Genomic DNA, 25,691 nt, shown 5'->3' with positions numbered 1-25,691 from the left:
GGCGCTACCGCCGCAACGACTTACCGAACCCGGCGGCCAACGGCATCCGAAGCCCCAAAGGAGGCGGAGCCGCAAACGCATCAGCAACCGGCCGCGAAAAGGTTCTCCCGAACAACACCCCCATGACAAAGTCCTCGGCCAATGCGAGGACTTCATCCCGATGCTGCTGCAACCCATGCCGATCGGAGTGCACTTCGAACCGGCACACATCCCGGTTCGCCTTCTTCGCCCGCGCCGCCAGCCGAAAGGACAGCTCAGGGTCGGAGACGTCGTCATTCGTGCCGTGCACGATCATCACCCGCCGCCCCCCGAGCTGCTTCACCGGTTCGGGTGAGGCCGCCACATCCTCCTCCGGCAGCCAAGGCGCTATCGCCAGCACGGAGTTGACGGCTTCATGACCCCCCGCATGCAGGGCGGCCCGCCCGCCCATGTCGATCCCGGCGAGGCACACAGGAACGTCCCCGTAGCGCCGTACGACCTCGTCCGCCGCCCACAACGCATCGCTCGCATGGCTCGCGGCACTGCCGTTCCACCCACGAAACCGGTAGTGGACGACATGCGCGGCGAGCCCCTCCCCACGCCCCGCCCGCACCAGCCGGCGCCCCAGGCTGCGCAGATACGAGGTCGCCAACAGCGGCGTCGGCCTGCGATGTGAGACCTCGTCACCACCGGGAAGCAGGAGCACCACGCCGCTCACCGCTGTCGGCTCCGGCCCGATCGCCCTGCCCAGCCGGGCCCTGCGAACCGGCGTCACTTGTTGTGCCATGACAGAACAGTGTCAGAAGTAAGGGTGTACGCCACCCGTCCGTGGGGTCACCGTTACGTATCGACGGATTCGTACAACGCCGAACATGACGACGAACACGATGGCGAACATGACGGCGAACGAAATGGAACGATCAGCAAGCGATCTACACGCGTAGGCCTTACAGTGCGGAAATGACGAGCGAGACTGCCCCGAAGGCGAACACCCCGAGCTCGGACCAGATCCGCCGGGCTCCGAAGGTTCTGCTGCACGACCACCTCGACGGCGGGCTCCGCCCCGGCACCATCGTCGAGCTCGCCCGCGCGACGGGCTACACCCAGCTCCCCGAGACCGACCCCGACAAGCTCGGCGTCTGGTTCCGTGAGGCCGCCGACTCGGGCTCCCTGGAGCGGTACCTGGAGACGTTCAGGCACACCGTCGGCGTCATGCAGACCCGCGACGCCCTCGTCCGGGTCGCCGCCGAGTGCGCCGTGGACCTCGCCGAGGACGGGGTCGTCTACGCCGAGGTGCGGTACGCGCCCGAACAGCACCTCGAGGGCGGGCTCAGCCTCGAAGAGGTCGTCGAGGCCGTCAATGAGGGGTTCCGGGAGGGCGAGCGGATCGCCCGGGAGAACGGCCACCGCATCCGCGTGGGCGCCCTGCTCACCGCCATGCGGCACGCCGCCCGCGCCCTGGAGATCGCCGAACTCGCCAACCGCTACCGTGACCTGGGCGTCGTCGGGTTCGACATCGCGGGCGCCGAGGCCGGCCACCCGCCGACCCGGCACCTCGACGCCTTCGAGTACCTCAAGCGCGAGAACAACCACTTCACCATCCACGCGGGCGAGGCCTTCGGCCTGCCGTCGATCTGGCAGGCCCTGCAGTGGTGCGGTGCCGACCGGCTCGGGCACGGGGTGCGGATCATCGACGACATCCAGGTGCACGCCGACGGCTCGGTGAAGCTCGGCCGGCTCGCCTCGTACGTACGGGACAAGCGCATCCCGCTGGAGCTGTGCCCGAGCTCCAACCTGCAGACGGGCGCCGCGGACTCGTACGCCGCCCACCCCATCGGGCTGCTGCGCCGCCTCCACTTCCGCGCGACCGTGAACACCGACAATCGCCTGATGTCCCACACCAGCATGAGCCGGGAATTCGAGCATCTTGTCGAGGCATTCGGTTACACGCTCGACGACATGCAGTGGTTCTCCGTCAATGCGATGAAATCATCGTTCATTCCTTTCGATGAACGACTGGCCATGATCAATGACGTGATCAAGCCCGGATATGCCGAACTGAAGTCCGAGTGGCTTTTCCGACAGACCACGTCTACCAGCGATTCTGCTGCCGAAGAGGGGTGACGGGCGGGCCTGCGCCCACACGGAGCGCGAACCTCATTCACAATCCGTCCTCATTTCGATGTTTGCGGAGGCGTGTGGGGCGTGTTTACGGTCGAGAACCGCTCACAACCCCGTAACGAATTTCGAGGACGCATTTCATGAAGCAGTCTGCTGCCAAGACCCTCGGTGTCGCCGCTCTCGGTGCCGCCTTCGCCGCCGCGGGCGCCGGCGCCGCGAACGCCGCGCCGGTCAGCCCGGAGGCCGCCGGCACGGCACTGGACACCGTGACCAGGACGCTCCCGGCCGAGAACCTCTCCCAGGCCACGCCGGCCGCCACCGCGGGTCTGGCCCAGGGTCAGGAGGCGCTCACCACCGGAGTGGCCGCCGCGCAGCCGGCTGCCGAGCAGGCCGTGGTCGGCGGCCCGACCGGCGTGGCCGCCGCGCTGCTCGGCGGGGTGCCGGTGCAGGTCCTGCCCACCAATGTGCTGCCCACCCAGGGCCTGCCGCTGAACGGCGCTCCGCTCGCCTGAGCCGGCCTCACCGCCACAGCATCGCTGGGGCGCGCCCTTGGACGGGGGTGCGCCCCAGCGGTGTGTCGACGAGAGGCCGTTCGACCTGCGCTTTCGTCCGCTCCGGCGGCCATTGTCAGTGGGCTGCGGTAGCTTCCGAGGTGGTGGGCGCGACGATGCGCACCACGGGATACGGCCACAGGGGTGGGTGGACGATGAGCGACGGTACGGCGACGACGACGGACCTCGATGTCAGGCTGGAGAAACACCGCGTCGAACTGACCGGGTACTGCTACCGCATGCTCGGCTCGTCCTTCGAGGCCGAGGACGCGGTGCAGGACACGATGGTCCGTGCCTGGCGGAGCTACGAGAAGTTCGAGGGGCGTTCCAGCCTCCGGTCGTGGCTGTACCGCATCGCGACGAACGTGTGCCTGGACATGCTGACCGCCGGCAACAAGCGGGCGAGGCCGATGGACCTGACGGAGTCGACGCCGCTCGCGCAGGCGGCGCTCTCGCCCCGGCCGGACAACACCTGGCTGGAGCCGATGCCGGACAGCCGGGTGCTGCCCACGACCGACGACCCGGCGGAGGCGGCCGTCGCCAAGGAGTCGGTGCGGCTCGCCTTCATGGCCGCACTGCAGCAACTGCCGCCCAAGCAGCGGGCGGTGCTGATCCTGCGCGAGGTGCTGGCCTGGAAGGCGAGCGAGGTCGCCGAGCTGCTCGGCACGACGGTCGCGTCGGTCAACAGCGCGCTGCAGCGGGCCCGCGCGACGCTCGCCGAGCAGCAGCAGCCGGGCGGTGACGCCGCCGTCTCCGACCCGCTGGACGAGGAGCAGCAAAAGCTCCTGGACCGGTATGTCGCGGCCTTCGAGGGCTACGACATGACGGCGCTGACGGCCCTGCTGCACGAGGACGCCATCATGACGATGCCGCCGTTCGACCTATGGCTGACCGGCGTCAAGGACATCACCGGCTTCATGACGACACTCGGCGCCCCCTGCGCGGGCTCGCACCTGGTGCCGGTCCAGGTCAACGGGCTGCCGGGGTTCGCCCAGTACAAGCCGGACCCGGACAAGGGCGGCTTCAGCCCCTGGGCGGTCCAGGTCCTGGAGATATCAGACGGCCGGATCACCGGGTTCCACTGCTTCCTCGACACGCAGCGCTGGTTCCCGCTGTTCGGGCTCCCCCTCCACCTCGAAGCGGAGACCGACCAGGTCGAGGAGGGCGTGTAGCGCGGGGTCCGCGTCCCGCAGCCGGATCCGGCCCCCGGCCCGCCGGGCGGCCAGCTGCAGCCGCGACAGCAGATCCACGACGCCCAGCCCCGGCGGCCCGAGCCCACCCACATCGCACACCACGACTCCCGCCCCGGTGGCCTCCAGCCGCGCCCGTACCTCGTCGCACAGCCCCGGCACCTCGTCCCGGGTGACGGGGCCGGCCAGCACGAGTACAGCGGGTGTCATGGCGTCCACGATCGGTAGACCGGGCGGGCGGGCGGAACTCATCGCCCAGGTTCCTCTCGCCGACGTCCACCCAACACACACGGCTGCTCGTCGCGCTGCGCGGGGTGTCCGCCGACCGAGATCACGTTGACCCGCTCCCCTCGTTCCCCCGAGGGTTGCCTGTATGCCCCACGCATCAGCGCATCCCCGAATACCCTGCGGCTTTCTTCCCGCCAAGGAGGTTCCGTGCAGGGGGTGTTGACCGGTTTCGCGGTGATCGCGGTCGTCATCGGGGTGGGCTATGTGATCGGCCGGCGCGGCTACCTGGGCGACCATGGCCGCGAGGTCCTCACCAAGCTGGCCTTCCACGTGGCCTCCCCCGCACTGCTCTTCACCACGCTCGCCCAGACCGACCTGTCGGTGATCTTCTCCAGCCGGCTCCTGGTGACCGCGCTGAGCACGGCCGCGGCGGCCGGGGTCTTCGTCGCGGTCGGTGTCGTACGGCGCTGGGGCGTGGGCCGTACGACGATCGGCGCGCTCTGCTCCAGCTACGTCAACTCGGGCAACCTCGGCATCCCGATCGCGGTGTATGTGCTGGGCGACGCGTCGCTGGTAGCGCCGGTGCTGCTGTTCCAGTTGGTGGGTGTCACGCCGATCGCCCTGACGATCCTCGATCTGTCCGGCGAGGGAGAGAAGGGCCCGTTGTGGCAGCGCCTACTGACACCCTTGCGCAATCCGATCGCGGTCGGCTCACTGGCGGGCGTCGCGGTGTCGGCGGCCGGCGTGAAGGTCCCGGCCCCCGTCCTGGACCCGCTCACCCTGATCGGCGGGATGTCGGTCCCGGCGGTCCTGCTGGCCTTCGGCATCTCCCTGTGCGGCAGCACGATGCCCGGCCGGGGCCCGGACCGTCTTCCGGTGCTGCTCTCGGTCGCCCTGAAGTCGGTGGGCCAGCCTGCGGCCGCCTGGGCGCTGGCGGCGGGGGTGTTCGGGCTGCGGGGCGCTCCGCTGCTGGACGTGGTGGTGACGTCGGCACTGCCGGCCGCGCAGAACCTGTTCACGTATGCGTCGAGTTACGGGGTGGGCGAGCGGTTGGCGCGGGACTCGATTCTGGTGTCGACGGTGTTGTCAGTGCCGGTTCTGGTGGTGGTGGCGGCGGTGCTGGGCTGAGGGAAGTCGCCAGTGTCCAGGGTGATGCCGAACGGCATGGGAAGCGGGATCGGAGCGCCGTACTTGCCGGCCCACAGGACCCGGAAGACGTCGCCCTTCGGCTCGCCGTACAGCGTGACGGTGGGACCGCCCGGGGCCAGAGAGTCGATGAGCAGATAGAGAGGGATGCCGGCCTCGGCGTAACCGGCCGTCTTGTGGATGCGGTCGTTGCGCGCGGTGACCTTCGAGGTGATCTCCACGACGAGTTCGGCCTTACCGGCAGGGACGAACGCGTCATCCCCCGCCCGCAGTGCCTCCGCCGGTACGACGGCGAGGTCCGGCACGTAGAGCCCCAGCCGGGGTGGCACGGCAAGGCCCAGCCACTGGTAGATGCCCCAGTCGTCCGGGATCACGTCGTACAGACGGCGATGCACGCGCTCCGTGACCTCACTGTGCGCCACGGAGGGCAGCGGTGTCACTGTGACAACCCGTCGATGATCTCTGTTCTGCACCCCTTGGGGGCGTCAGTCTGCTGCCAGATCCAGACGATCTCGTCCCATTCGTTGTCAGCCATGATGTAGTCGCCCTCGATCATCTGCACGAGAGCCATCCAACATGCCGAACGGGACCGGTGCCGGTCCACCGATCCCGTTCACCCGAATGAGGAAACGCCAGGTCAGGCAATACGTTCCAGCACCACCGGCGAAGCCGTGAAGTCCGTACCCGGCCCCGCGATGTCGTACGAACCCTCCACCGCCTGCAGTGCGTACTCGAAGCGCTCCGGGGTGTCCGTGTGGAGGGTCAGCAGGGGCTGGCCCTCGGTGACCGTGTCTCCGGGCTTGGCGTGCATCTCGATGCCCGCGCCCGCCTGTACGGGGTCCTCCTTGCGGGCACGCCCCGCGCCCAGGCGCCAGGCGGCGACGCCGATGTCGTAGGCGTCGAGGCGGGTCAGGACGCCGGAGGACGGGGCCTTGATCACGTGCTGCTCTCGTGCCACCGGCAGCTCCGCGTCGGGGTCGCCGCCCTGGGCCGCGATCATGCGGCGCCAGACGTCCATCGCCGAGCCGTCGGCCAGGGCCTTCGCCGGGTCGGCGTCCTTCACTCCGGCCGCGTCCAGCATTTCGCGGGCCAGCGCCAGCGTCAGTTCCACCACGTCCGCCGGGCCGCCGCCCGCCAGGACCTCCACCGACTCGCGGACTTCGAGGGCGTTGCCCGCCGTCAGGCCCAGGGGGGTCGACATGTCCGTCAGCAGGGCCACCGTCTTCACGCCGTGGTCGGTGCCCAGGCCCACCATCGTGGACGCCAGTTCGCGTGCGTCCTCGATGGTCTTCATGAAGGCGCCCGTGCCGACCTTCACGTCCAGGACAAGGGAGCCCGTGCCCTCGGCGATCTTCTTCGACATGATCGAGGACGCGATGAGGGGGATCGCCTCGACCGTTCCCGTCACGTCGCGGAGTGCGTACAGCTTCTTGTCCGCGGGGGCCAGGCCATCGCCCGCCGCGCAGATCACCGCGCCCGTGGTGTCCAGGACGTGCAGCATCTCCTCGTTCGAGAGGAGGGCGCGCCAGCCCGGGATCGACTCCAGCTTGTCCAGCGTGCCGCCCGTGTGGCCGAGGCCGCGGCCCGACAGCTGGGGGACGGCGGCACCGCAGGCCGCCACCAGGGGCGCCAGCGGCAGGGTGATCTTGTCGCCGACGCCACCCGTGGAGTGCTTGTCGGCCGTCGGGCGGGACAGCGACGAGAAGTCCATGCGCTCGCCGGAGGCGATCATCGCGGCCGTCCAGCGGGCGATCTCGCGGCGGTTCATGCCGTTGAGCAGGATCGCCATGGCGAGCGCGGACATCTGCTCGTCGGCGACCTCCCCGCGGGTGTACGCGTCGATGACCCAGTCGATCTGCTCGTCGCTGAGCTCACCGCGGTCCCGCTTGGTGCGGATGACAGAGATTGCGTCCATGGCCATGGCTTTCCTTCCGGCCGAACATTCAGGAAACGGCACGGCCCCTCTGAGCGGCTCGCCGGAGCAACTCAGAAGGGCCGCGCAGGAGTTACTTGGTGAGGTGGCCCGGCCCGAAGGCCTGGGGCAGCATCTGCGACAGCGGCAGGATCCCCGCCGGGGTCTCCAGCAGCAGATCCGGGCCGCCGAACTCGTAGAGCAGCTGGCGGCAGCGGCCGCACGGGACCAGGATCTCGCTCTTGCCGTCCACGCACGTGAAGTGCGTCAGCCGGCCGCCCCCCGTGTTCTGCAGCTCCGAGACCAGTCCGCACTCGGCGCACAGGCTGAGGCCGTAACTGGCGTTCTCCACGTTGCAGCCGGTGATCGTACGGCCGTCGTCGACCAGGGCCGCGACGCCGACCGGGTAGCCGGAGTACGGGGCGTAGGCGCGGGACATGGCGTCCCGGGCCGCCGCGCGCAGCTTGTCCCAGTCGACGTCGTGGGAGGCGGCCGAGGTCACTTGCCCTGCCCCTTCCGGTACGGCAGGCCGTCCGCCTTCGGCATCCGCAGGCGCTGCGCGGACAGCACCAGGACGACGAGCGTGATGACGTACGGCGTGGCGGAGACGACCTGGTTCGGGACCTCGTTGGTGCCGGCGTACCAGGCGAACACCAGGGCGCCGACGACCGCGGTGATCGCGGCCTGGAGGTACCTCTTGGAGATCACGAGCCAGATGGCGCCGATGATCAGCAGCAGCGCGCCGAGCAGCAGCAGGGCATGGACGTTCTCGGAGCCGCCGCGCAGGTTGAGGCTGTCGGTGTAGCCGAACAGGCCGGCGCCGATGGCGAGGCCGCCCGGCATCCAGTTGCCGAAGATCATCGCCGCGAGGCCGATGAAGCCGCGGCCGCTGACCTGGCCCTCCAGGTAGAAGGGGTTGGCCACGATGGACAGGAAGACGCCGCCGAGACCGGCCAGGCCGCCGGAGATGATCACGGCGATGTACTTGTACTTGTAGACGTTGACGCCGAGGGACTCGGCCGCGACCGGGTTCTCACCGCAGGAACGCAGGCGCAGGCCGAAGGCGGTGCGCCACAGGATCCACCAGGTCGCCGGGATCAGCGCTACGGCGATGAGGGTCAGCCACGAGACGTTGGTGACCAGGCCGCCGAGCAGGCCCGCGATGTCGGAGATGAAGAACCAGCCCTGGTTGTTGAGGTCCCGCAGGGCGTCGGACAGGCCCGGCACGGTGAAGTGGCCGAGGGAGTCGACCGCCGGGGACTGCTTGGCGGATCCGCCCGCGTGGCCCTCGAAGGCGAGGGGCGCGAGGTAGCGGGTGGCGCCGAGGGCGAGGATGTTGATCGCCACACCGGAGACGATGTGGTTGACGTTGAAGGTGACGGTGACGAAGGCGTGCAGCAGGCCGCCGATGCAGCCGCCGATGATGCCGACCAGGACACCGGTCCACGGGCCCCACTGGAAGCCGGCCCAGGCGCCGAACCAGGTGCCGAGGATCATCATGCCCTCGAGACCGATGTTGACGACGCCCGCGCGCTCGGCCCACAGACCGCCGAGACCGGCGAGGCCGATCGGGACGGCGAGCTGGAGGGCGGTGGACATCTGGCTGACGTTGGTGATGCCGTCCGCGCCGGTGATGATGCGGACGATCGAGGTCAGCGCCAGGGCTCCGGCGATGACCAGCAGCAGGACGGGCCACGACAGGCGGCGGCCGGTGGGCGCCGCGGGCTGCAGCGTGGGCTGGTTGACGTCGACCGCTGAAGTCTGCGGGGTGGTCATCGGCCCGCCACCTCCTTCGTGGTGTTGTTGTCGGCGCCGAGGACGTTCCCGGCAGCCAGCTCCGCGCCGACCCGGCGCTGCTGGCGGCGCAGGCCCCACTCGCGTACGGCCTCGTAGGAGACGACGACCGAGAGCACGATCAGGCCCTGCATGATGACCGCGATCTCCTTGTCGTAGCCGTGGAAGTCCAGCTCGGGCGAGGCCTTGTCGAGCCAGGCCCACAGCAGGGCGGCGAACGCGATGCCGACCGGGCTGTTACGGCCGAGCAGTGCGATGCCGATGCCGAGGAAGCCGATGCCGGTGGGGAAGTTCAGGCTGTAGGTGTGGGTGTCGCCGAGCAGGATCGGCAGGCCCGCGAGACCGGAGATGGCGCCGGAGAGCAGCATGGCGGTGAGGACCATGCGCTTGGGGTCGACGCCGGAGGCCGCGGCGGCGCTCTCCGAGGCGCCGGAGGCGCGCAGGTCGAAGCCGAAGCGGGTGCGGTTGAGGACGACCCAGTAGCCGATGCCGAGCAGGACGGCGAGGAAGACCAGGCCGTAGATCTCGCCGGCGTCTCCCATGTCGATGCCGGGGACCCAGCCGGACTCGTGCATCTCGCCGGTGGTGTTGTTGTTGCCGACCTTGACGCCGAAGACGTTCGGCAGCCACAGGTAGGCGATGACGGAGGTCGCGATCGCGTTGAGCATGATCGTCGCGACGACCTCGCTGACGCCCCGGGTGACCTTGAGGACACCGGCGATGCCGGCCCAGAAGGCGCCGGTGAACAGCGCGGTGAGGAGCAGCAGCGGGATCTGGATCGCGGCCGGCAGGTTCATGTGGGCGCCGACGATGGCCGTCATCATGGCGGCGAGCTGGTACTGGCCGTCGACACCGATGTTGAACAGGTTCATCCGGAAGCCGATGGCCACCGCGAGGGCCGCGATGTAGTACATCGAGGCCTGGTTGATGATCAGGACCTGGATGTCGGAGAACGAGGCCTGCTCGAACATCACGGCGAACGGCTCGACCGGGTTCTTGCCGGAGGCGAGCAGCACGATCGCGCTGAGCACGAAGGCCACGGCGAGCGCGATGACCGGTCCGGCCACCGCGAGGAGCACGCGCTCCTTGTCGAACTTCTTCATCAGCGGGCCTCGTCTTCCGGAGCCTCGGGAGACTTACGGATCTCGGGGGTGTCTGCGCCGGGCTCGGCGGTCTCTTCGTGTTCCAGGTGACCGGTCGCGGCACCGGTCATGGCCGAACCGAGCTCCTCCGGGGTGATGGTGGCCGGGTCGGCGTCCGCGACCAGCTTGCCGTTGTAGATCACCCGGAGCGTGTCGGACAGGCCGATCAGCTCGTCCAGGTCGGCGGAGATCAGCAGCACGGCCAGGCCCTCGCGGCGGGCCTCACGGATGTGGTCCCAGATCGCGGCCTGCGCACCGACGTCCACACCACGGGTCGGGTGCGCGGCGATCAGGAAGCGCGGCTTGTGGCTCATCTCGCGGCCGACGATCAGCTTCTGCTGGTTTCCGCCGGACAGGGAGGCGGCGGTGACGTCGATGCCGGGGGTACGGACGTCGTACTCCTCGACGATGCGGCGCGTGTCCTCCTGCGCGGCCTTCGGGTCCAGCCATACGCCCTTGGCGTTGGGCTTCTCGGTGACGTGGCCGAGGATGCGGTTCTCCCAGAGGGGGGCCTCCAGGAGCAGGCCGTGGCGGTGGCGGTCCTCGGGGATGTAGCCGATGCCCTGCTCGCGGCGCCTGCGGGTGGGCATCGACGTGATGTCCTCGCCCAGGAAGCGGATGGTGCCGGAGTGGGCGTGCTTCAGGCCGATCAGTGCGTCGACCAGCTCGGTCTGGCCGTTGCCCTCGACACCGGCGATGCCCAGCACCTCGCCCGCACGGATCTTGAACGAGATGTCGTCCAGCAGGCGCTTCACGGAACCGCGCTTGACCTCGTCCATGAGCAGGCTCGCGGACGACTTGCCGAGCGTGACGGCGCCGCCGGAGTAGACCGTCAGGTCCTCGACCTCGATGACGGCCTTGTCGGTGACCGTCGACTCCGCGGTCTCCGGCGTGGGCAGCTCGCTGCCGACCATCATCTCGGCGAGCTGGCGCGGGGTGGTCTCGGAGGGGACGGCCGTACCGACCGTCGTACCGCGGCGGATGACGGTGATCTCGTCGGCGACGGAGAGGACCTCGCCCAGCTTGTGGGAGATGAAGATGACCGACAGGCCCTCGGCCTTCAGCTCGCGCAGGTTGTCGAAGAGCGCGTCGACCTCCTGCGGGACGAGCACGGCGGTCGGCTCGTCGAGGATCAGGGTGGTGGCGCCGCGGTAGAGGACCTTGAGGATCTCCACGCGCTGACGGGCGGCGACGCCGAGCTCCTCGACCAGGAGGTCGGGCTTGACGCCGAGGCCGTAGCGCTCGGAGATCTCCTTGATCTTGCGGCGGGCCTTGGCGCCGATGCCGTACAGCTTCTCGCTGCCCAGGACGACGTTCTCGAGGACGGTGAGGTTGTCGGCGAGCATGAAGTGCTGGTGCACCATGCCGATGCCGCGCGCGATGGCGTCGGCCGGCGACGAGAAGGTGACCTGCTCGCCGTCGACGGCGATGGTGCCCTCGTCCGGCTTCTGCATGCCGTAGAGGATCTTCATCAGCGTCGACTTGCCGGCGCCGTTCTCACCGACGAGGGCGTGGACGGTGCCCTTGCGGACGCTGAGGTGGATGTCGTGGTTGGCCACGACGCCCGGGAAACGCTTGGTGATCCCGGCGAGCTCGACGGCGGTCACCTGACCGTTGACCGCCGCGCCGGCCGGAGGGCTGCTGGACGCGTTGATGGCGCACTCTCCTGGGGACGGGGGTCGTCTACGCGCGTAGCGCCCCTATGGCCTGAAAGGGGGCCGACGCACCGCGACAACGGGGTACGGGGAAGGACTCCCGCTGGGAAAGCCTCCCCGTACCCCGTTGAGCGGACGTAACCCCGGGGTTACCGCTGCTCAGGGTGTGAGGGCGTGTCGCACGGATCCTGCCGGCGGCCATGGGACACCCCCTGTTGTGCTCAGCTCGTCTTGACCTTGATCTCGCCGCTGACGATCTTCTCCTTGGCCGTCTTGATGGCTTCCTGGACCTCGGCGTCGTCCGCGAACTTCGGGTTGGAGTTCGACAGGCTCACCTGGCCGGTCTTCAGATCGCCACGAACGATACCGGTCGCGGGCTTGCCGTCCTCGACCGACTTCGCCAGGTTGTAGACCGCCTTGGCGACGTCCTTCATCGCCGAGGTCAGGATCGAGTCCTTGTACTTGGCGAGGGCTTCCTGGTTGTACTGGTCGGAGTCGACACCGATGGCCCACACCTTGTTGGCGGCGGCGGCCTCGATGACGCCCTGGCCGGAGAGACCGGCGGCCGCGTAGACGACGTCGGCCTTCTTCTCGATCTGGCCCTCGGCGGCCGACTTGCCCTTGTCGGGGCTGGAGAAGCCGCCCTCCTCCGCGGTCTGCGTGAGGTACTGGCTCAGGACCTTGACCTTGGGGTTGGTGTCCTGGACGCCCTGCTCGAAACCGGCCTGGAACTTGTGGATCAGCGGGATGTCCACGCCGCCCACGAAGCCGACGGTGTTCGTCTTGGTGCTCTTGGCGGCGGCGACACCGGCCAGGTACGAGGCCTCCTCCTCGGAGAAGACCAGGTCGGCCACGTTCTTCGCCTCGACCGTGGAGTCGTCCACGATGCCGAAGGTGGTGTCCGGGAACTTCTCCGCGGCGCCCTTCACGGCGGCGGCGTACGCGTAGCCGACGCCGATGACCGGGTTGTAGCCCTGCTTGGCCAGCGAGACCAGGCGCTGCTCCTTGTCCGCGTCGGTCTCACCCTCGGTGGGCTCGACGTCGGCGGTCTTGTAGCCGAACTCCTTCTTCGCCTGCTCCAGGCCCGCGTACGCCGCGTCGTTGAAGGACTGATCGCCCTTGCCGCCGACGTCGTACGCGATGGCGAGACCCTTGTCGCCCTTCGAGTCCGACGACGACGCGGACGTCGAGGTACCGCCGCAGGCGGAGAGCGCGAGGGCCAGAGAGGCGGTCGCTGCGCCTGCGACCGTGATCCGGGAAATCCGGCGCATGAGTTGTAGCTCCTGTCGTACTAGCGCCGGACGGTACAGCTCGGTACAGCTTGCAGCTACGGCGCTGGCTTTCGCTGCAGAGTAACGCGCGTAGACCGGCCGGAACACCCCTTCTGTTCACCTTGTTATCGGCCCGTGGCCAACTCCACGTTGGGCCTTGACCAAGGGCTTGCCGACAGCAAACGGAGGGTGGCGGTGGGTGATCCGGCGCCGCCCGGAGCATCCGGGAACGGCGAAGCGGGCGGGCACCCTCGGATGCCCGCCCGCTACACAGTCGTACGACTCACAGCCGTACGGCCGCTGCTACTCGGTCTTGACCTTGATGGAGCCGTCGATGATGCCCGCCTTGGCCTTGTCCACGGCGTCCTTGAGGCCCGCGATCTTCGCGAACTCCGGGTTGGACTCGGCCAGGCCGACGCCGTTGACCTTCAGGTCGAAGGTCTGGGTGCCAGTCAGCGGCTTGTCGTCGTGAACGGACTTGGCCAGCGCGTAGACGGCGCCGCCGACGTCCTTGAGGGCGGACGTCAGGATGTACTGCTTGTACGAGGCCAGGGCGGCCTGCTTGTACTGGTCGGAGTCGACGCCGATCGCCCAGACCTTGGCCTTCGCGGCGGCCTCGATGACGCCCTGCCCGGACAGGCCGGCCGCCTGGTAGACGACGTCGGCCTTCTTCTCGATCTGGCCCTCGGCGGCGGCCTTGCCCTTGTCGGGGCTGGAGAAGCCGCCCTCCTCGGCGGTCTGGGTCAGGTACTGCGAGATGACCTTGACCTTGCCACCGCTGGTGTCCTGGACGCCCTGCTTGTAGCCGGCCTCGAACTTGTGGATCAGCGGGATGTCCACACCGCCCACGAAGCCGACCGTGTTCGTCTTGGTGGCCTTGGCCGCGGCGACGCCGGCCAGGTACGAGGCCTGCTCCTCGGCGAAGACCAGGGAGGCGACGTTCTCGCCCTCGACCACGGAGTCGACGATGCCGAAGGTGGTCTTCGGGTACTTCTTGGCCGCGGCCTCCATGGCGGGACCGTAGGCGAAGCCGACGCCGATGACCGGGTTGTAGCCCTGCTTGGCGAGCGACGCCAGGCGCTGCTCCTTGTCGGCGTCCGTCTCGCCCTCGGTGGGCTCGATGTCGGCGGTCTTGTAGCCGAACTCCTTCTGGGCCTTCTGCAGACCGGCGTACGCGGCGTCGTTGAAGGACTGGTCGCCCTTGCCGCCGATGTCGTACGCGATGGCGAGACCCAGGTTCTTGTCGCCACCGTCGCCGCTGCCGCCGCCGTTGTCACTGCTGGTACCACCGCACGCGGTGGCAGCGAGCGCGAGCGACGCGACCCCCACCGCGACACGGGTCAGTTTGGATATCCGACGCATCGTGAAGTTCCCCATTCTCCAAGCCCCGCAGTGGGTGCTGAGTTCGGCGCACATTAACGCGCGTAGACACTCCTGGGAACGGGGTTCCGCGCGGCTGTTATCCATTCGTGCCGATGGCCGGTTAAGTCCTTGTGAACCACCGGATCGAAAGGCGCACATGAGGGCGTTGCACCTCTTCCGTGCGACACGCTCCGTATACCTGGGGTGCTTCAGCGTGATGACATGCGCTCACGTCCCATCGCCATGCGCCCAGGCTGCCTCGGCTCCACTGCGGCCGCAACCGGAGTGGAGCCGAGGCAGCCGTCAGGCGGCGCCGTCCAGGAGAGCCGCCGCGGTGAAGAGCTCCACGCCCACCGCGATGGCCGACTCGTCGACGTCGAAGTCGCCCTGGTGCAGGTCGCGGCCGATGCGGTCGCCGGGGGTGCGGACGCCGAGGCGGGCCATGGCGCCGGGGACGTGCTCCAGGTACCAGGAGAAGTCCTCGCCGCCGAGGCTCTGCTCGGTGCCCTCTACGGAGTCGGGGCCGCGGCGGGCGGTCATGGCGTCGCGGAGGAGGTCGGTCGCTTCGGGGTCGTTGACGACGGGCGGGACGCCGCGGATGTAGTTGATCTCCGACTTGGCGCGGTGGAGGTTGGCGATCTCGTCGATGGCGGCGACCACGAGGTCGGGCGCCTGCCGCCAGGCGTCGAGGTCGAGGCAGCGGACGGTGCCTTCGAGCTCGGCGTGCTGCGGGATGACGTTCGGCGCGTGGCCGGACTCGATCCGGCCCCAGGTCACCGCGAGGCCGCTGCGGGCGTCGGTACGCCGGGCGACGAGTGCGGGGACGTCGGTGACGACCCGGGCGGCGGCGGTGACCAGGTCGGTGGTGAGGTGGGGGCGGGCGGTGTGGCCGCCGGGCCCGTCGAGGGCGATTTCGAGCCGGTCGCAGGCCGAGGTGATCGCGCCCTCCCGCAGCCCGATCCTGCCCGCGTCCACCTTGGGATCGCAGTGCAGGGCGAGGATCCGGCCCACCCCGTCGAGCACCCCGCATTCGATGACGTCTGCGGCGCCGCCGGGGAGCACCTCCTCGGCGGGCTGGAAGATCAGCCGGACGGGGCGGGGCAGCTGCCCGCGCCGGAGCAGCTCGGCCAGGACCAGCCCGGCGCCCAGCACCACGGTCGTGTGCACGTCGTGCCCGCACGCATGCGCCCGGTCGGGCACGGTCGAGCGGTACGGGCACTCACTCTTCGTGTCCGGGATGGGCAGGGCGTCGATGTCCGCGCGCAGGGCGAGCACGGGCCGCTCGCCGTCCGGCTCCCCGATGTCACAGATGAGCCCGGTTCCGCTGGCGAGCACGCGGGGGTGGAGGCCAGCCTTCTCCAGGCGGGCCTTGATCGCGGCGGTCGTACGGAACTCCTGGTTGCCGAGCTCCGGGTGCATGTGCAAGTCGCGCCGGAACTCGACGAGTTCGGCACGGAGCGCCTCCGGCAGGGTGCCGGGAAGGACGGCTTCCCCTGGTTTATCGGCCTCGGACTCTGGGGACATCAACTTGTTCACCCTCTGAAGGGTAGGACGCCGAGGTGGCCAACTGACCCTCGATCAACAAAAGTTCAACCCGTTTGGGGAAGAAAATCTGGCCGCCCGACGCATAGGTATCGGTTTGGGTGGGTAAACTCGCGCGACTTTCGGCCGAGTCGATCATGGAATCGACGGGGACGGAGAGTGACGATGCCAGCCATCCACACCTCCACGGATACCACGCCGCGGACAGAACCGTCGGTTGTGTTCACCTGTCGGGATCGCACACCCACGGTGAACCGCCGGACGCCTGTCCGCCCGCCGCACTAGGGTGCGCCCCGTGACCGCCGAGAACCCCCACACCTCCCCGAGCCCCTCGATCCCCGAGCACGCCGACTTCCTGGAGGCCACCAGAGCGTCGTACGACGCCATCGCCCCCGCCTACACGGAGGCCTTCTCCGACTGGCCGGCCGACAGCGCTCCCCTGGACCGCTCCCTGGTCACCGTCTTCGCCGAGCTGGCCGGCGAGCACGCCCCGGCCCCCGTCGCCGACCTCGGCAGCGGTCCTGGCTACATCACGGCCCGGCTGGACGCGCTCGGCGTTCCGGTCTTCGGCGTCGACCTCTCGCCGCGGATGGTGGCTCTGGCGCGCCGGGCACATCCCGAACTCCGGTTCCATGTGGGCTCGATGACGTCGCTGGACCTGCCGGACGCGACGCTGGGCGGGATCGTCGCGCTGTACTCGATCATCCACGTCCCGGACGATCACCTGCCGGCGACCTTCGCCGAGTTCCACCGTGTACTGGTGCCCGGAGCCCCGCTCCTGCTGGGTTTCCAGACCGGCGACACCGAGGACCACCTGCACCTGAGCGAGCGCTTCGGCCAGGAGATCACGCTCGACTACTACTGGCGCACGCCGGACACCGTCATCGCCCACCTGACGGAGGCGGGCCTCAGGCTGTCCGCCCGGATCGTGCGGGAACCCGACGGCGAGGAGAAGCGCCCCCGCGCCTTCCTGCTCGCCGAGAAGCCCCGAGGCTGTTTTCGGCCAAGTGATCACACCTAGGTAGAACTACCGAAGCGCTCCTCCCCCAGCACCCGTAGAAACGAACCCGGTGCTGCTCATGCCGAGTCGTGGAGGAACTTCGTATGCCCATGCCTGGTCACTCGATACACCGTGCGCTGGCCACGAGCCTGGACGTGGCCGACGGACAGCGTGTGCTGGACCTCGGGTGCGGGACCGGCGGGACGCTGCAGGCCGTGGCGGAGCGGGCGCCGGGGGCGTTACTTCACGGGTGCGACGTCGATCGGGAGGCCGTGGCGGCGGCGCGGACGCTGCTGGGCGGGCACGCCGAGATCGAGGTGCACGACCTCAACAAGCCGACCCGGTACGACGCCGGCAGCATGGACGCGGTCGTCTGCCATGACGTCCTGGAGTTCCTGCGCGACCCGGCGGCGCTGATCGACGAGGTGGCCCGGCTGCTGCGGCCGGGCGGTACGGCGGTGATCTCGCACACGGACTACGACGCCCTGGTGATCCGCGCGGGCGACCCGGAGCTGACGCGTGCCGTGTGCCACGGGTGGGCCGAATTCCCCGAGGAGTGGATGGAGTTCAGCGACGCCTGGATGGGGCGCAAGGCGGCGGCCCTGGTGCGCAAGAGCTTGCTGGACGTGGAGCACGTCGACACGCATGTGACGGTGGGGACGGAGCTGACCGGGTTCGCCCGGCACCGGGTGGAGCAGATCGCCACGGCCCTGCGGCAACGCGCGGTCAACCGCACGGGGCCGCTGTCGGTCGCCGAGATCGACGAGTGGACGGCGTCGGTGGAACGGGCCGCGCGGGACGGGGAGTTCTTCTACGCGGAGACCGCGTTCCTCGTCCGCGCGACCGCCGCGTACGCGTCCGTCCCGGCATGACCGCCGCCGCGCCCACCGCGCCCGCCGCCTCGCCCGCCCGCACGGCCGCACCCGCCATGGCCGCCACCGTCTGCGCGATGGTCAGCGTGCAGACCGGCGCCTCGCTCGCCGTCCCGCTCTTCGACCGGATGTCGCCGGCCGGGACGGCCTGGCTGCGGCTGAGCTGCGCGGCGGTACTGCTGCTCGTATGGACCCGGCCGCGGATCCGCCGTCTGCCCCGCCGGGGCCTCGTGGCGGCAGCGGCGCTCGGCTGCGCCAGCGCGGTGATGACCCTGTGTTCCTTCGAGGCGATCGACCGGCTGCCGCTGGGCACGGTCAGCGCGGTGGAGTTCACCGGACCGCTGCTGGTCGCCGTCGTGGGGTCGCGGCGACGCACCGACCTGGTGTGGCCGCTGCTGGCGCTGGCCGGGGTGCTGCTGCTGACCCGGCCCTGGGAGGCGTCCGCGGACTGGGCGGGGATCGGGTACGCGCTGGGTGCCGCGGCGGGGCTGGGCGGCTACATCGTGCTGACCCAGCGGGTGGGCGACCGGCTGCCCGGCCAGCAGGGCGTCGCGCTGTCCACGGTTGTGGCGGCCCTGTGCACCGGAGCGGTGGCGGTCGGCGGGGCGGAGGCGGACTGGTGGAGCCCGCATGTGCTGGCCGTCTCCGCGCTGGCCGCGGTGCTGCTGCCGATCGCCCCGCATGTGCTGGAGCTGTTCGCACTGCGCCGCCTGACGGCGAGTGCGTTCGGCACGCTGATGAGCCTGGAACCGGCGGTCGCCACCGGCATCGGCTTCCTCCTCCTCGCCCAGAGCCCGGACGCCGGCCAGTTGGCCGGTGTGGTGCTGGTGTGCGTGGCGGGTACGGCGGCCTGCCGCAGCGGGACGAGGAGCGATACGCCGACGGCGACCGGGCCGGCCGTGAGTCAGCCCGATATGCCCCGCTCCTCGCCACGTCCGTCCTCGGAGCGGTAGTACCAGGCCACGGCCTCCGCACGGTTGCGCACGCCGAGTCTGGTCAGGAGCTGGGCGACATGCGCGTTGACCGTGCGGACGCTCAGGCGCAGTTCCTCGGCGATCTCCCGGTCCGTGCGTCCCTCGGCGAGGCGGGCGATCACCTCGCGCTGGCGTGGTGTCAGGTCGGTCGGCGGTGCCGGGGTGGGCCGGTGGGCTTCCGGGGAGGGGTCCGGGGGTGGGGACGCGCGCAGCCGGGTGATCCGTTCGAGGTACGGCTCCGCGCCCATGGGTACGGCGATGCGCTCCGCCTCGTCGAGCAGCGCGGTCGCGCGATCGTCACCCGGTGCGTACCCGGCCGCCCGTCCCAGCAGGGCGTGGACCAGGCGGGCCCGGGCATGGGTGCGCCGGAAGACCCAGATGGCGGTGTCCCAGTGCTCCGCCTCGTCCTGCGCGCGGGCCCCGGCACGTGCCGCTTCCGCGCGTGCCACGGCCACCACCCCGTCCGTCAGTTCGTAGGGCGCGGCCACATGGTGGCGTACCCGGGTGTAGACGCTCTCCAGGGTCTCCAGCAGCCGGTCGGGCGCGGTGTCGGGGTGCAGCATGGGCGGCCGGGGGCCGGTCGTCTGGGCGTGGATCGCGGAGGCGAGCGCGTCGATGACGTACAGGCCGCTGCTGGGTGGTGCGAGGTGGCCGCCGGCCAGGAGGAGCGCGCGGCCGGTGAGCTCCTCGACGGCCGCGTGGTCGCCGAGCCGGGCCGCCGCGGCGAGCGCCAGGCTGAGGAAGTACGCCTCGTGCAGCGGGCTGCTGGTCGCCACCAGCCGGACCAGCGAAGGTGCCGGGTCCGCGTCCCGGCTGCGCCAGCTGAGCAGCCAGGCCCGGACGAGTTCCTCCTCGACCTCGTTGAGGGAGCCGTGCCGCTCGTGCGGTGCCGGTTCGCTCAGCAGGGCGTCCGCCTCGGGCCAGCGGCCGGCCTCGATCAGGTCCTCGATCAGGGCCAGGCGCAGCGTGTTGCCCTCCTCAGTGGCCAGTTCGCCGTGCTCGGTGGCGTAGGCCAGGCCGGCGCCGCGGATGCGGGCGGCGTCGGCGACGTTCCCGGTGCGCAGGTAGGTGGCGCGGGCCTCGTTGAAGTAGGAGCGCACGACCAGGTGGTGCTGCCGGGACTCGATGCCCAGCCGACGGGCGCGCCGGGTGCGGTGCAGGGACTCGTCGAGGTGGCCCAGAGTGAGGGCGGCCTCGGCCACGACCGTGCAGACGACGGTCTCCAGCTCGGCGTCGTCGGCCTCGGAGGCCAGCTCCGCGGCCTCGTGCAGCAGCCGTACGCCGTCGTCGGTACGGCCCCGCCGCAGCCCGGCGAGCCCGGAGGAGCACAGCACCCGGATCCGCTCGTGCGGCGGCGCGTCCGGTCCCAGCTCGGCGAGGGACTGCTCGAAGTAGTCGTGCTCCCAGCTGGTGCTTCCCGCGTCGAGGTAGCGGCCGAGGTGTTCCAGGAGCAGCGCGCGGGAGTCCGAGGTCCGCCCGGCCTCGGTCAGTGCCCGGACGGCGATCTGGTGGGCCTCGTCGGCCCGGCCGCGGAGGAAGGCCCGCTCGGCCTGGCGACGGAGCGTCTCTGCCCTGCTCGACGCAGCGTCGGTGTCGTCGTCCTGTCCGGCAGCCGCCACGACCCGCCTCTCACCTCGGCCAACCTCGCAGGTCAGAGGGTAACAATCGGTTACCTCCGGGCAGAGCACGGCAGTTGACGCCCGCCGGCCGGATCACACCGCGCTCACCGGCGACAGCGGGTGCATTCCCGCCGCCCCGGCAGGAAGCCCTGCGCCCGCGGCGAGGCGTTCCCCGTCAGCCGGGCGGGGCCGTGTCGCGGATGCTCTCGGCGTGTGCGGACCGTCGTGGTGCACCTGTCCGAGGGAGGCCTTGGACCACGCACCGCGTGCTGCGCGAACCCGCGGCCGGGCAGACGCGCCCCGCACGTCCCTCGGAGGCCACAGCGCGGCACAGGAGCGTGAGCGTCGTCGTCCGCTAGACCGCGCTCACCGCCGACAGCCGATGCACATCCCGCGCCGTCCCCGTGACCCCCGACAGGAACCCCTGCGCCCGCGGTGAGGCGTTCTCCGTCAGCCAGGCGGGGTCGATGTCGCAGACCGCGACGCGGACCTCCGTGCCGATCAGGGCCAGCGGCAACGTATGCACGACCGTCGACGGGAAGCTCAGGACCGTGCGGCCGATCGGTCCGCGGCGGGCGATCAGTTCCAGCGGGAGGTCGGGGCGTACGACCTCCAGACCCGTCTCCACCGCCAGCCGGTGGAGTTTCTCCGCGCTCTCGCGGCGGTGGGCGAAATAGCGGGTGGCGCCGTGCGTCTTGGCCAGGGAGCTGACGGCCTCCAGGTAGCGGTCGCCGTCCACCACGCCGGTCTCCACCAGCGAGGTGCCCACCATGTCCGCGCCCTTGGTGATGCGGGGCGGGCCGAAGCGGGCCCGGGTCCAGGCGAAGGTGTTGGCCGTGACCGTCACGCCGTCCGGCGTCTCGTCCATGGGCATGGACGAGAAGATCTCGACCTTCCGGCGCTCGCTCGGCGTCAGACGCTTCCGGGCCGCCGACGACACCGGCGCGAAGACCAGGTCGCGGGGGCCGGGTCGGCCACCCTTGCGGTGCCAGCGCACCAGGCGCTCGCCGCGGGCGAGTTGGGCGACGAACTCCATGGTCGCCGTGCCGTCGTCGACGACGACGAGGTCGCGGGCCTTGGTGATGGTCAGGAGCAGCTGGACGTAGCGGGAGAAGGGGTCGCCGAGCACCACACGCTCGGCCCGCCGCAGCAGCCCCGCCAGGCCGCCGATCGTCTGGAAGGGAGCCGCCGCGCCGCCCCGCGCCTCCTCCCAGCGGACCTCGTGGCCGTCCTCGCGCGCCAGCTCGGCCATCCGGCGCAGCTGGCCGCGGGTCATGGGGTCGATCGGGGACAGGACGACGAGGGTGAGTCCCGCGCCGACGGTATGCGCGTGGGCGTGCGCCCACTCCAGCACGTTCAGGAGCTGTACCGGGCTCTCGACGAAGGCGAGAGTGTGGGGGCCGGTGTTCCCGGCGCGGGGGCTCATCGACGTACGACCGTCCCGTCGTAAGGCGCTCATGCGGCGCTCGTATTCAGCTCGTGTGGCTCGGGTGGAGCGGAGCCCGAAGGCGCCGAGTCCGAGCGCCCCTGTTCGGAGCACTCGGAGTCGGCGCTGTCGGACTCGCTGCGTTCCGGATCAGACCTGGACCGGCTCGCCCGCCGCCGCGGCGATCTCCGCCTCGGCGACCACGCCGGCGACGCGGCGCAGCTTCTTCATCGGGCCGAGCTCGGAGTCGTAGACCTTCTTGACACCGTCACCGAGGGAGGCCTCGATGGTGCGGATGTCGCGGACGAGGCGCGTGAGGCCCTGCGGCTCGACGGAGGCGGCCTGGTCGGAGCCCCACATCGCGCGGTCGAGGGTGATGTGGCGCTCGACGAAGGTCGCCCCGAGCGCGACCGCGGCGAGAGTGGTCTGCAGGCCGGTCTCGTGGCCGGAGTAGCCGATCGGGACGTTCGGGAACTCCTTCTCCAGCGTGTTGATCACGCGGAGGTTGAGCTCCTCGGCCTTCGCCGGGTAGGTGGAGGTGGCGTGGCACATCAGGATGTTGTCGGAGCCGAGGACCTCCACCGCGTGGCGGATCTGCTTCGGGGTCGACATGCCGGTGGAGAGGATGACCGCACGGTTGGTGGCGCGCAGGGCCCGCAGCAGCTCGTCGTCCGTCAGGGAGGCCGAGGCGACCTTGTGGGCGGGGACGTCGAACTTCTCCAGGAAGGCGACGGCCTCGGTGTCCCACGGGGAGGCGAACCAGTCGATCCCCTTCTCCTTGCAGTACTCGTCGATCTGGCGGTACTCGTCCTCACCGAACTCCACGCGGTGGCGGTAGTCGATGTAGGTCATCCGGCCCCAGGGGGTGTCGCGCTCGATGTCCCACTGGTCGCGCGGCGTGCAGATCTCCGGGGTGCGCTTCTGGAACTTGACGGCGTCACAGCCGGCCTCGGCGGCCACGTCGATGAGCTTGAAGGCGTTCTCCAGCTCACCGTTGTGGTTGATGCCGATCTCGCCGCAGATGTAGACGGGGCGACCCGGGCCGACCTCGCGCGAACCGAAGTTGCGGATGCGGGAGTAGGTGCTCATGGCAAAGATGTCCTTACTTGGTGAGGGAATCGAGAGAGGGGCCGAGGATCCAGCTGGCGATCTCTCGGATCGCGCCGTCGCCACCGGGGGTGGCGGTGACCGCGCGTGCGGCGCCGCGCACGACGTCGTGGGCGCTCGCGACCGCCACGGGCCAGCCGACGAGGGCGAAGCACGGGAGGTCGTTGACGTCGTTGCCGACGTAGAGCACGCGCTCAGGCGCGATGCCCTGCTCCTCGCACCACTGCTTCAGCGCGAGGTCCTTGCGGTCGATGCCGTGCAGCACGGGAATCTGCAGCTTCCGTGCGCGGGCGGCGACGACCGGGTTCTGCTCCGTGGACAGGATCAGCATCTTCAGGCCGCTCTTGCGCAGGGCGGCGATGCCGAGGCCGTCTCCGCGGTGCACGGAGACGAACTCCTTTCCATCGGCATCGATCAGCACCCGGTCGTCGGTCTGGGTGCCGTCGAAGTCCAGTACGACCGCGTCGATGTCGTCCGTGGTCGGGAGGGCGCCGGGCCGGTCCGCGTCGAACAGCGGCGCCAGCGCGCGGGCGCGGGCCAGGTCGTGCGGATCGTCGATCTCCAGCACCCGGGCGGGGTCGGTGCGCACGAGCTCGGTGCGGCCGAAGAAGCGGTGCTTGTGCTCGCGGAAGCCTCTGGCGTCCATCGCGTAGGCGGCGCCGGTCTCCAGGAAGTCCTGGGGGCGGTCCTGGCGGCGCGGGCGGAAGGACTTGTCGTGGTTGACGCCGTAGCCCCCGCCGGCGGTCGCGCGCTCGGTCTGCGCGGCGGCCGCGTCGTCGTCGCCGTGGCGCCACACGAAGCCGTGGAAGGGGGCGACGGTCAGGGAGGTGTCGGCGCCGTTGGCGACGATGGCCTTGACGACGGCGTCGATGTCCTCGCGGACGATGAAGGGGCTGGTGCACTGCACGAGCAGGACCACGTCCACCGGCGCGCCGTGCAGCGCCTCGTGGGCGTCCATGGCGTGCAGCACGGCCGCCTCGGAGGTGGCGGTGTCACCGGCGATGGCGGCGGGGCGCAGCACGACCTCGGCGCCGGCCTGGCGGGCGGCGGCCGCGATGCCCTGGTCGTCGGTGGAGACGACGACGTCGGTCACCAGGCGGCTGGCCCGGCACTCGCGCACGGCGCGCGCCACCAGCGGTACGCCGCCGACGGGCATGAGGTTCTTCGCGGGCACGCCCTTGGAGCCGCCGCGCGCGGGGATCACGGCGAGTACTCGGCGTACCGATCCGCCTTGGCCTGCTTCCGGGTTGGACATGGGCTCCACTCCTTGGGCTCCTTGCGAGGGCTTCGGGGCGCGTCCCGGCGCCCCGGTCGGGTCGCTCACAGCTCCCCCATCCGCCGGATGACGGGCGCCACCCGCTGTACGCCGTGCCGGTAGGCGCCGCGTGCCGCCCGGCGCACTATCTGGCGGACCGGGCCGGGCTCCTTGTCGTGGGCGGGGGCGCCGGGCAGCGGGGTGCCGTCCGGGCCGAGGTGGTGGCGGGCGAGGATGCCGGGCAGATAGCCGGGCGCGGTGGCCGGCGTGTAGTACGGGGTGAGGGCGGGCATGCCGCCCGGGCGGTCCAGCAGCTCGGTGATGCGCTCGCGGGCCGCGTCGAAGGCGGTGGCGTAGGTGCCGTCGGCGCAGACTCCCTGCCGGGACACCCACTCCTCGTCGGGCACCGGGCGGTGTCCCTCGTCCAACTGGTCCCAGGAGGCGAGACAGCCGGAGCCGACGAAGTGGTGGTTGCCGAGCACCTCGCGCACGCCGAGGTCGGTGAGGACGACGGTGGGGATACGGCGGTGCAGCGACTCCAGCGCCGCCGTGGAGCTGATGGTGACCAGCAGGTCGGTGCGGTCGAGAACCTCGCCCATGTTGCCGTAGACCAGCTGGAAGTTGGCCGGCGGTTCGAGCCGCTGGACCAGCTTCTGGTACGGCAACTCCTCGATGTGCGTGGTGTGTTCGCCGGGCTTGGAGCGCAGCTTGAGCAGTACTTCACGCTCGGGGTGCTTGCGGGCGTGCTGGATGAGGCGGTTCAGCAGGTACGTGCGGTCCTTGCGGCTGTCCGGCACGGAGGGCTGGGCGGCGAAGACGACCGTGTACGGGTCGTGCTCGCCGGTGTAGGGCTCCCCGCCGAGGAACGGCAGCGCGACCTCGGTCACCGACGAGGCGTCGGCGCCGACTCCCTCGTACACCGCGCGGAAACGCTCGGCGTCCTGGCGGGAGTTGGCGAGGACGAGGTCCGCGCCGTGCCGCAGCAGCAGGCCGTCGGCGAGCTTCTCGTAGACGACGCCGACATAGCCGGTGACGACGACGGGCCGCTCGGACTTCCCCTCCCAGACCCGCTTCAGGCCGTGCAGCATGGCTTGCACACCGCCGCCCACGAGGGCGAGGACCAGGACGTCGTACGACTCCCGCGCCATGGTGCGCAGGAACTCGACGGCCGTCACCTCACGCAGGGAGTCGGCGTGGACGCCGACTTCCTGGAGCTGGCGGGCGGTGGGGGTGGCCCGGCCACGCAGGAGATATCCGTCCAGACGGATGTCCGATTTTTCGCTGTTCTCCGGTGCAATGCGGTTCGCGGTGAGCGCACCCCATTTCCACCGGGTATCGGAATCCGCGAGTACGGCAACTCGCCGGGTCTTCGTCGCACTTACTGGCACGTCGAAGACGCTAGGAAGCGATTGAGAGGTTCTGCCCAACCCGAATGCAACAAACGGTTAACAGCACATCGACGAACGGCGAATCAGGGCCCGAAGCCGTTGAAAAAAGGCCTGGTTCATGGCATCGCCACGCGTCGTTCACCTGACATCAATCTGC

The 25,691-nt window shown here is 70.3% G+C and carries 24 protein-coding genes; 7 read left to right on the top strand and 17 right to left on the bottom strand.

The annotated features are described in order from the left end of the window. Positions 1 to 4: 4 nt before the first annotated feature. Entirely contained in the window at positions 5 to 766 is a 762-nt protein-coding gene (locus ACQEV2_RS26785) for an alpha/beta hydrolase (RefSeq protein ID WP_433046523.1), read from the bottom strand. Between the two features lie 173 nt (positions 767 to 939). Here ACQEV2_RS26785 and ACQEV2_RS26780 point away from each other — a divergent pair, with 173 nt between their 5' ends. From ACQEV2_RS26780 to ACQEV2_RS26770, 3 genes are all read left to right on the top strand, one after another. After that, complete coding sequence (locus tag ACQEV2_RS26780; RefSeq protein WP_433046520.1) at positions 940 to 2,103, top strand: adenosine deaminase; 1,164 nt, start codon at positions 940 to 942, stop codon at positions 2,101 to 2,103. A 137-nt stretch (positions 2,104 to 2,240) separates the two neighbouring features. Then, positions 2,241 to 2,612 carry an ATP-binding protein gene (locus ACQEV2_RS26775; protein ID WP_433046517.1) on the top strand — a complete coding sequence of 124 codons (372 nt, stop codon included), beginning with the start codon at positions 2,241 to 2,243 and terminating at the stop codon, positions 2,610 to 2,612. 194 nt (positions 2,613 to 2,806) lie between these two features. Next, positions 2,807 to 3,823 (top strand): sigma-70 family RNA polymerase sigma factor, encoded by a 1,017-nt coding sequence (locus ACQEV2_RS26770; protein WP_433046514.1) that lies wholly within the window; start codon positions 2,807 to 2,809, stop codon positions 3,821 to 3,823. Here the strand turns inward: ACQEV2_RS26770 and ACQEV2_RS26765 are convergent. Next, a complete protein-coding gene (locus ACQEV2_RS26765) occupies positions 3,707 to 4,093 on the bottom strand; it encodes an STAS domain-containing protein (protein WP_433046511.1) in 387 nt (128 codons plus the stop codon). The two genes, ACQEV2_RS26770 and ACQEV2_RS26765, sit on opposite strands and share 117 nt — an antisense overlap. Before the next feature lie 183 nt (positions 4,094 to 4,276). Between ACQEV2_RS26765 and ACQEV2_RS26760 the strand changes: the two genes are divergently transcribed. Beyond that, positions 4,277 to 5,197, top strand: coding sequence for an AEC family transporter (locus ACQEV2_RS26760; protein ID WP_433046508.1), 921 nt, complete (start codon positions 4,277 to 4,279; stop codon positions 5,195 to 5,197). Here the strand turns inward: ACQEV2_RS26760 and ACQEV2_RS26755 are convergent. From ACQEV2_RS26755 to ACQEV2_RS26710, 10 genes are all read right to left on the bottom strand, one after another. Then, entirely contained in the window at positions 5,101 to 5,637 is a 537-nt protein-coding gene (locus ACQEV2_RS26755) for a Uma2 family endonuclease (RefSeq protein ID WP_433046505.1), read from the bottom strand. The two genes, ACQEV2_RS26760 and ACQEV2_RS26755, sit on opposite strands and share 97 nt — an antisense overlap. A gap of 14 nt (positions 5,638 to 5,651) precedes the next feature. Continuing rightward, complete coding sequence (locus ACQEV2_RS26750) at positions 5,652 to 5,777, bottom strand: hypothetical protein (RefSeq protein ID WP_433046502.1); 126 nt, start codon at positions 5,775 to 5,777, stop codon at positions 5,652 to 5,654. 75 nt (positions 5,778 to 5,852) lie between these two features. Beyond that, the gene (locus tag ACQEV2_RS26745) at positions 5,853 to 7,130 is read right to left on the bottom strand and encodes a thymidine phosphorylase (protein WP_433046499.1); all 1,278 of its coding nucleotides are present in this window, start codon (positions 7,128 to 7,130) and stop codon (positions 5,853 to 5,855) included. A 91-nt stretch (positions 7,131 to 7,221) separates the two neighbouring features. Next, on the bottom strand, positions 7,222 to 7,629 hold the full coding sequence (locus ACQEV2_RS26740; protein ID WP_433046496.1) for a cytidine deaminase: 408 nt from the start codon (positions 7,627 to 7,629) through the stop codon (positions 7,222 to 7,224). Further along, a complete protein-coding gene (locus ACQEV2_RS26735) occupies positions 7,626 to 8,903 on the bottom strand; it encodes an ABC transporter permease (protein ID WP_433046493.1) in 1,278 nt (425 codons plus the stop codon). Before ACQEV2_RS26735 ends, ACQEV2_RS26740 begins: the two co-directional genes overlap by 4 nt. Next, on the bottom strand, positions 8,900 to 10,024 hold the full coding sequence (locus tag ACQEV2_RS26730) for an ABC transporter permease (RefSeq protein WP_433046490.1): 1,125 nt from the start codon (positions 10,022 to 10,024) through the stop codon (positions 8,900 to 8,902). Before ACQEV2_RS26730 ends, ACQEV2_RS26735 begins: the two co-directional genes overlap by 4 nt. After that, positions 10,024 to 11,670: an ABC transporter ATP-binding protein gene (locus ACQEV2_RS26725; protein WP_433046487.1), complete on the bottom strand. Its 1,647-nt coding sequence runs from the start codon at positions 11,668 to 11,670 to the stop codon at positions 10,024 to 10,026. Before ACQEV2_RS26725 ends, ACQEV2_RS26730 begins: the two co-directional genes overlap by 1 nt. Before the next feature lie 269 nt (positions 11,671 to 11,939). Further along, the gene (locus tag ACQEV2_RS26720) at positions 11,940 to 12,989 is read right to left on the bottom strand and encodes a BMP family lipoprotein (RefSeq protein WP_433046484.1); all 1,050 of its coding nucleotides are present in this window, start codon (positions 12,987 to 12,989) and stop codon (positions 11,940 to 11,942) included. A 303-nt stretch (positions 12,990 to 13,292) separates the two neighbouring features. Further along, positions 13,293 to 14,351, bottom strand: a complete 1,059-nt coding sequence (locus ACQEV2_RS26715) for a BMP family lipoprotein (protein ID WP_433046481.1) — start codon at positions 14,349 to 14,351, stop codon at positions 13,293 to 13,295. Between the two features lie 303 nt (positions 14,352 to 14,654). Then, positions 14,655 to 15,875, bottom strand: a complete 1,221-nt coding sequence (locus tag ACQEV2_RS26710; protein ID WP_433054782.1) for a M20 family metallopeptidase — start codon at positions 15,873 to 15,875, stop codon at positions 14,655 to 14,657. A 313-nt stretch (positions 15,876 to 16,188) separates the two neighbouring features. On the opposite strand from ACQEV2_RS26710, the gene ACQEV2_RS26705 reads away from it, so the two are divergent. The 3 genes from ACQEV2_RS26705 to ACQEV2_RS26695 all read left to right on the top strand — a co-directional run bounded on the left by ACQEV2_RS26705 (position 16,189) and on the right by ACQEV2_RS26695 (position 18,718). After that, positions 16,189 to 16,914 (top strand): class I SAM-dependent DNA methyltransferase, encoded by a 726-nt coding sequence (locus ACQEV2_RS26705; protein WP_433046478.1) that lies wholly within the window; start codon positions 16,189 to 16,191, stop codon positions 16,912 to 16,914. Positions 16,915 to 16,997: 83 nt separating this feature from the next. Then, complete coding sequence (locus tag ACQEV2_RS26700; protein WP_433046476.1) at positions 16,998 to 17,765, top strand: methyltransferase; 768 nt, start codon at positions 16,998 to 17,000, stop codon at positions 17,763 to 17,765. Then, entirely contained in the window at positions 17,762 to 18,718 is a 957-nt protein-coding gene (locus ACQEV2_RS26695) for an EamA family transporter (protein ID WP_433046473.1), read from the top strand. The genes ACQEV2_RS26700 and ACQEV2_RS26695 overlap by 4 nt, the downstream gene beginning before the upstream one ends. On the opposite strand, the gene ACQEV2_RS26690 is transcribed toward ACQEV2_RS26695, so the two are convergent. From ACQEV2_RS26690 to ACQEV2_RS26670, 5 genes are all read right to left on the bottom strand, one after another. After that, the gene (locus tag ACQEV2_RS26690; RefSeq protein WP_433046470.1) at positions 18,670 to 20,358 is read right to left on the bottom strand and encodes a response regulator transcription factor; all 1,689 of its coding nucleotides are present in this window, start codon (positions 20,356 to 20,358) and stop codon (positions 18,670 to 18,672) included. The two genes, ACQEV2_RS26695 and ACQEV2_RS26690, sit on opposite strands and share 49 nt — an antisense overlap. 355 nt (positions 20,359 to 20,713) lie before the next feature. After that, a complete protein-coding gene (locus ACQEV2_RS26685; RefSeq protein WP_433054779.1) occupies positions 20,714 to 21,784 on the bottom strand; it encodes a hypothetical protein in 1,071 nt (356 codons plus the stop codon). Positions 21,785 to 21,934: 150 nt separating this feature from the next. Next, complete coding sequence (locus ACQEV2_RS26680; protein WP_433046468.1) at positions 21,935 to 22,873, bottom strand: N-acetylneuraminate synthase family protein; 939 nt, start codon at positions 22,871 to 22,873, stop codon at positions 21,935 to 21,937. 13 nt (positions 22,874 to 22,886) lie between these two features. Then, on the bottom strand, positions 22,887 to 24,146 hold the full coding sequence (locus ACQEV2_RS26675; protein WP_433046465.1) for a cytidylyltransferase domain-containing protein: 1,260 nt from the start codon (positions 24,144 to 24,146) through the stop codon (positions 22,887 to 22,889). 65 nt (positions 24,147 to 24,211) lie between these two features. Further along, the gene (locus ACQEV2_RS26670; RefSeq protein ID WP_433046462.1) at positions 24,212 to 25,534 is read right to left on the bottom strand and encodes a DUF6716 putative glycosyltransferase; all 1,323 of its coding nucleotides are present in this window, start codon (positions 25,532 to 25,534) and stop codon (positions 24,212 to 24,214) included. Positions 25,535 to 25,691 lie beyond the last annotated feature (157 nt).

Origin of the sequence: Streptomyces sp. CA-251387 (assembly GCF_050936625.1) — a bacterium.
Lineage (GTDB): Bacteria > Actinomycetota > Actinomycetes > Streptomycetales > Streptomycetaceae > Streptomyces.
Note: the sequence above shows the minus strand (reverse complement) of the source record. Positions and strands in the feature narration are given on the sequence as shown.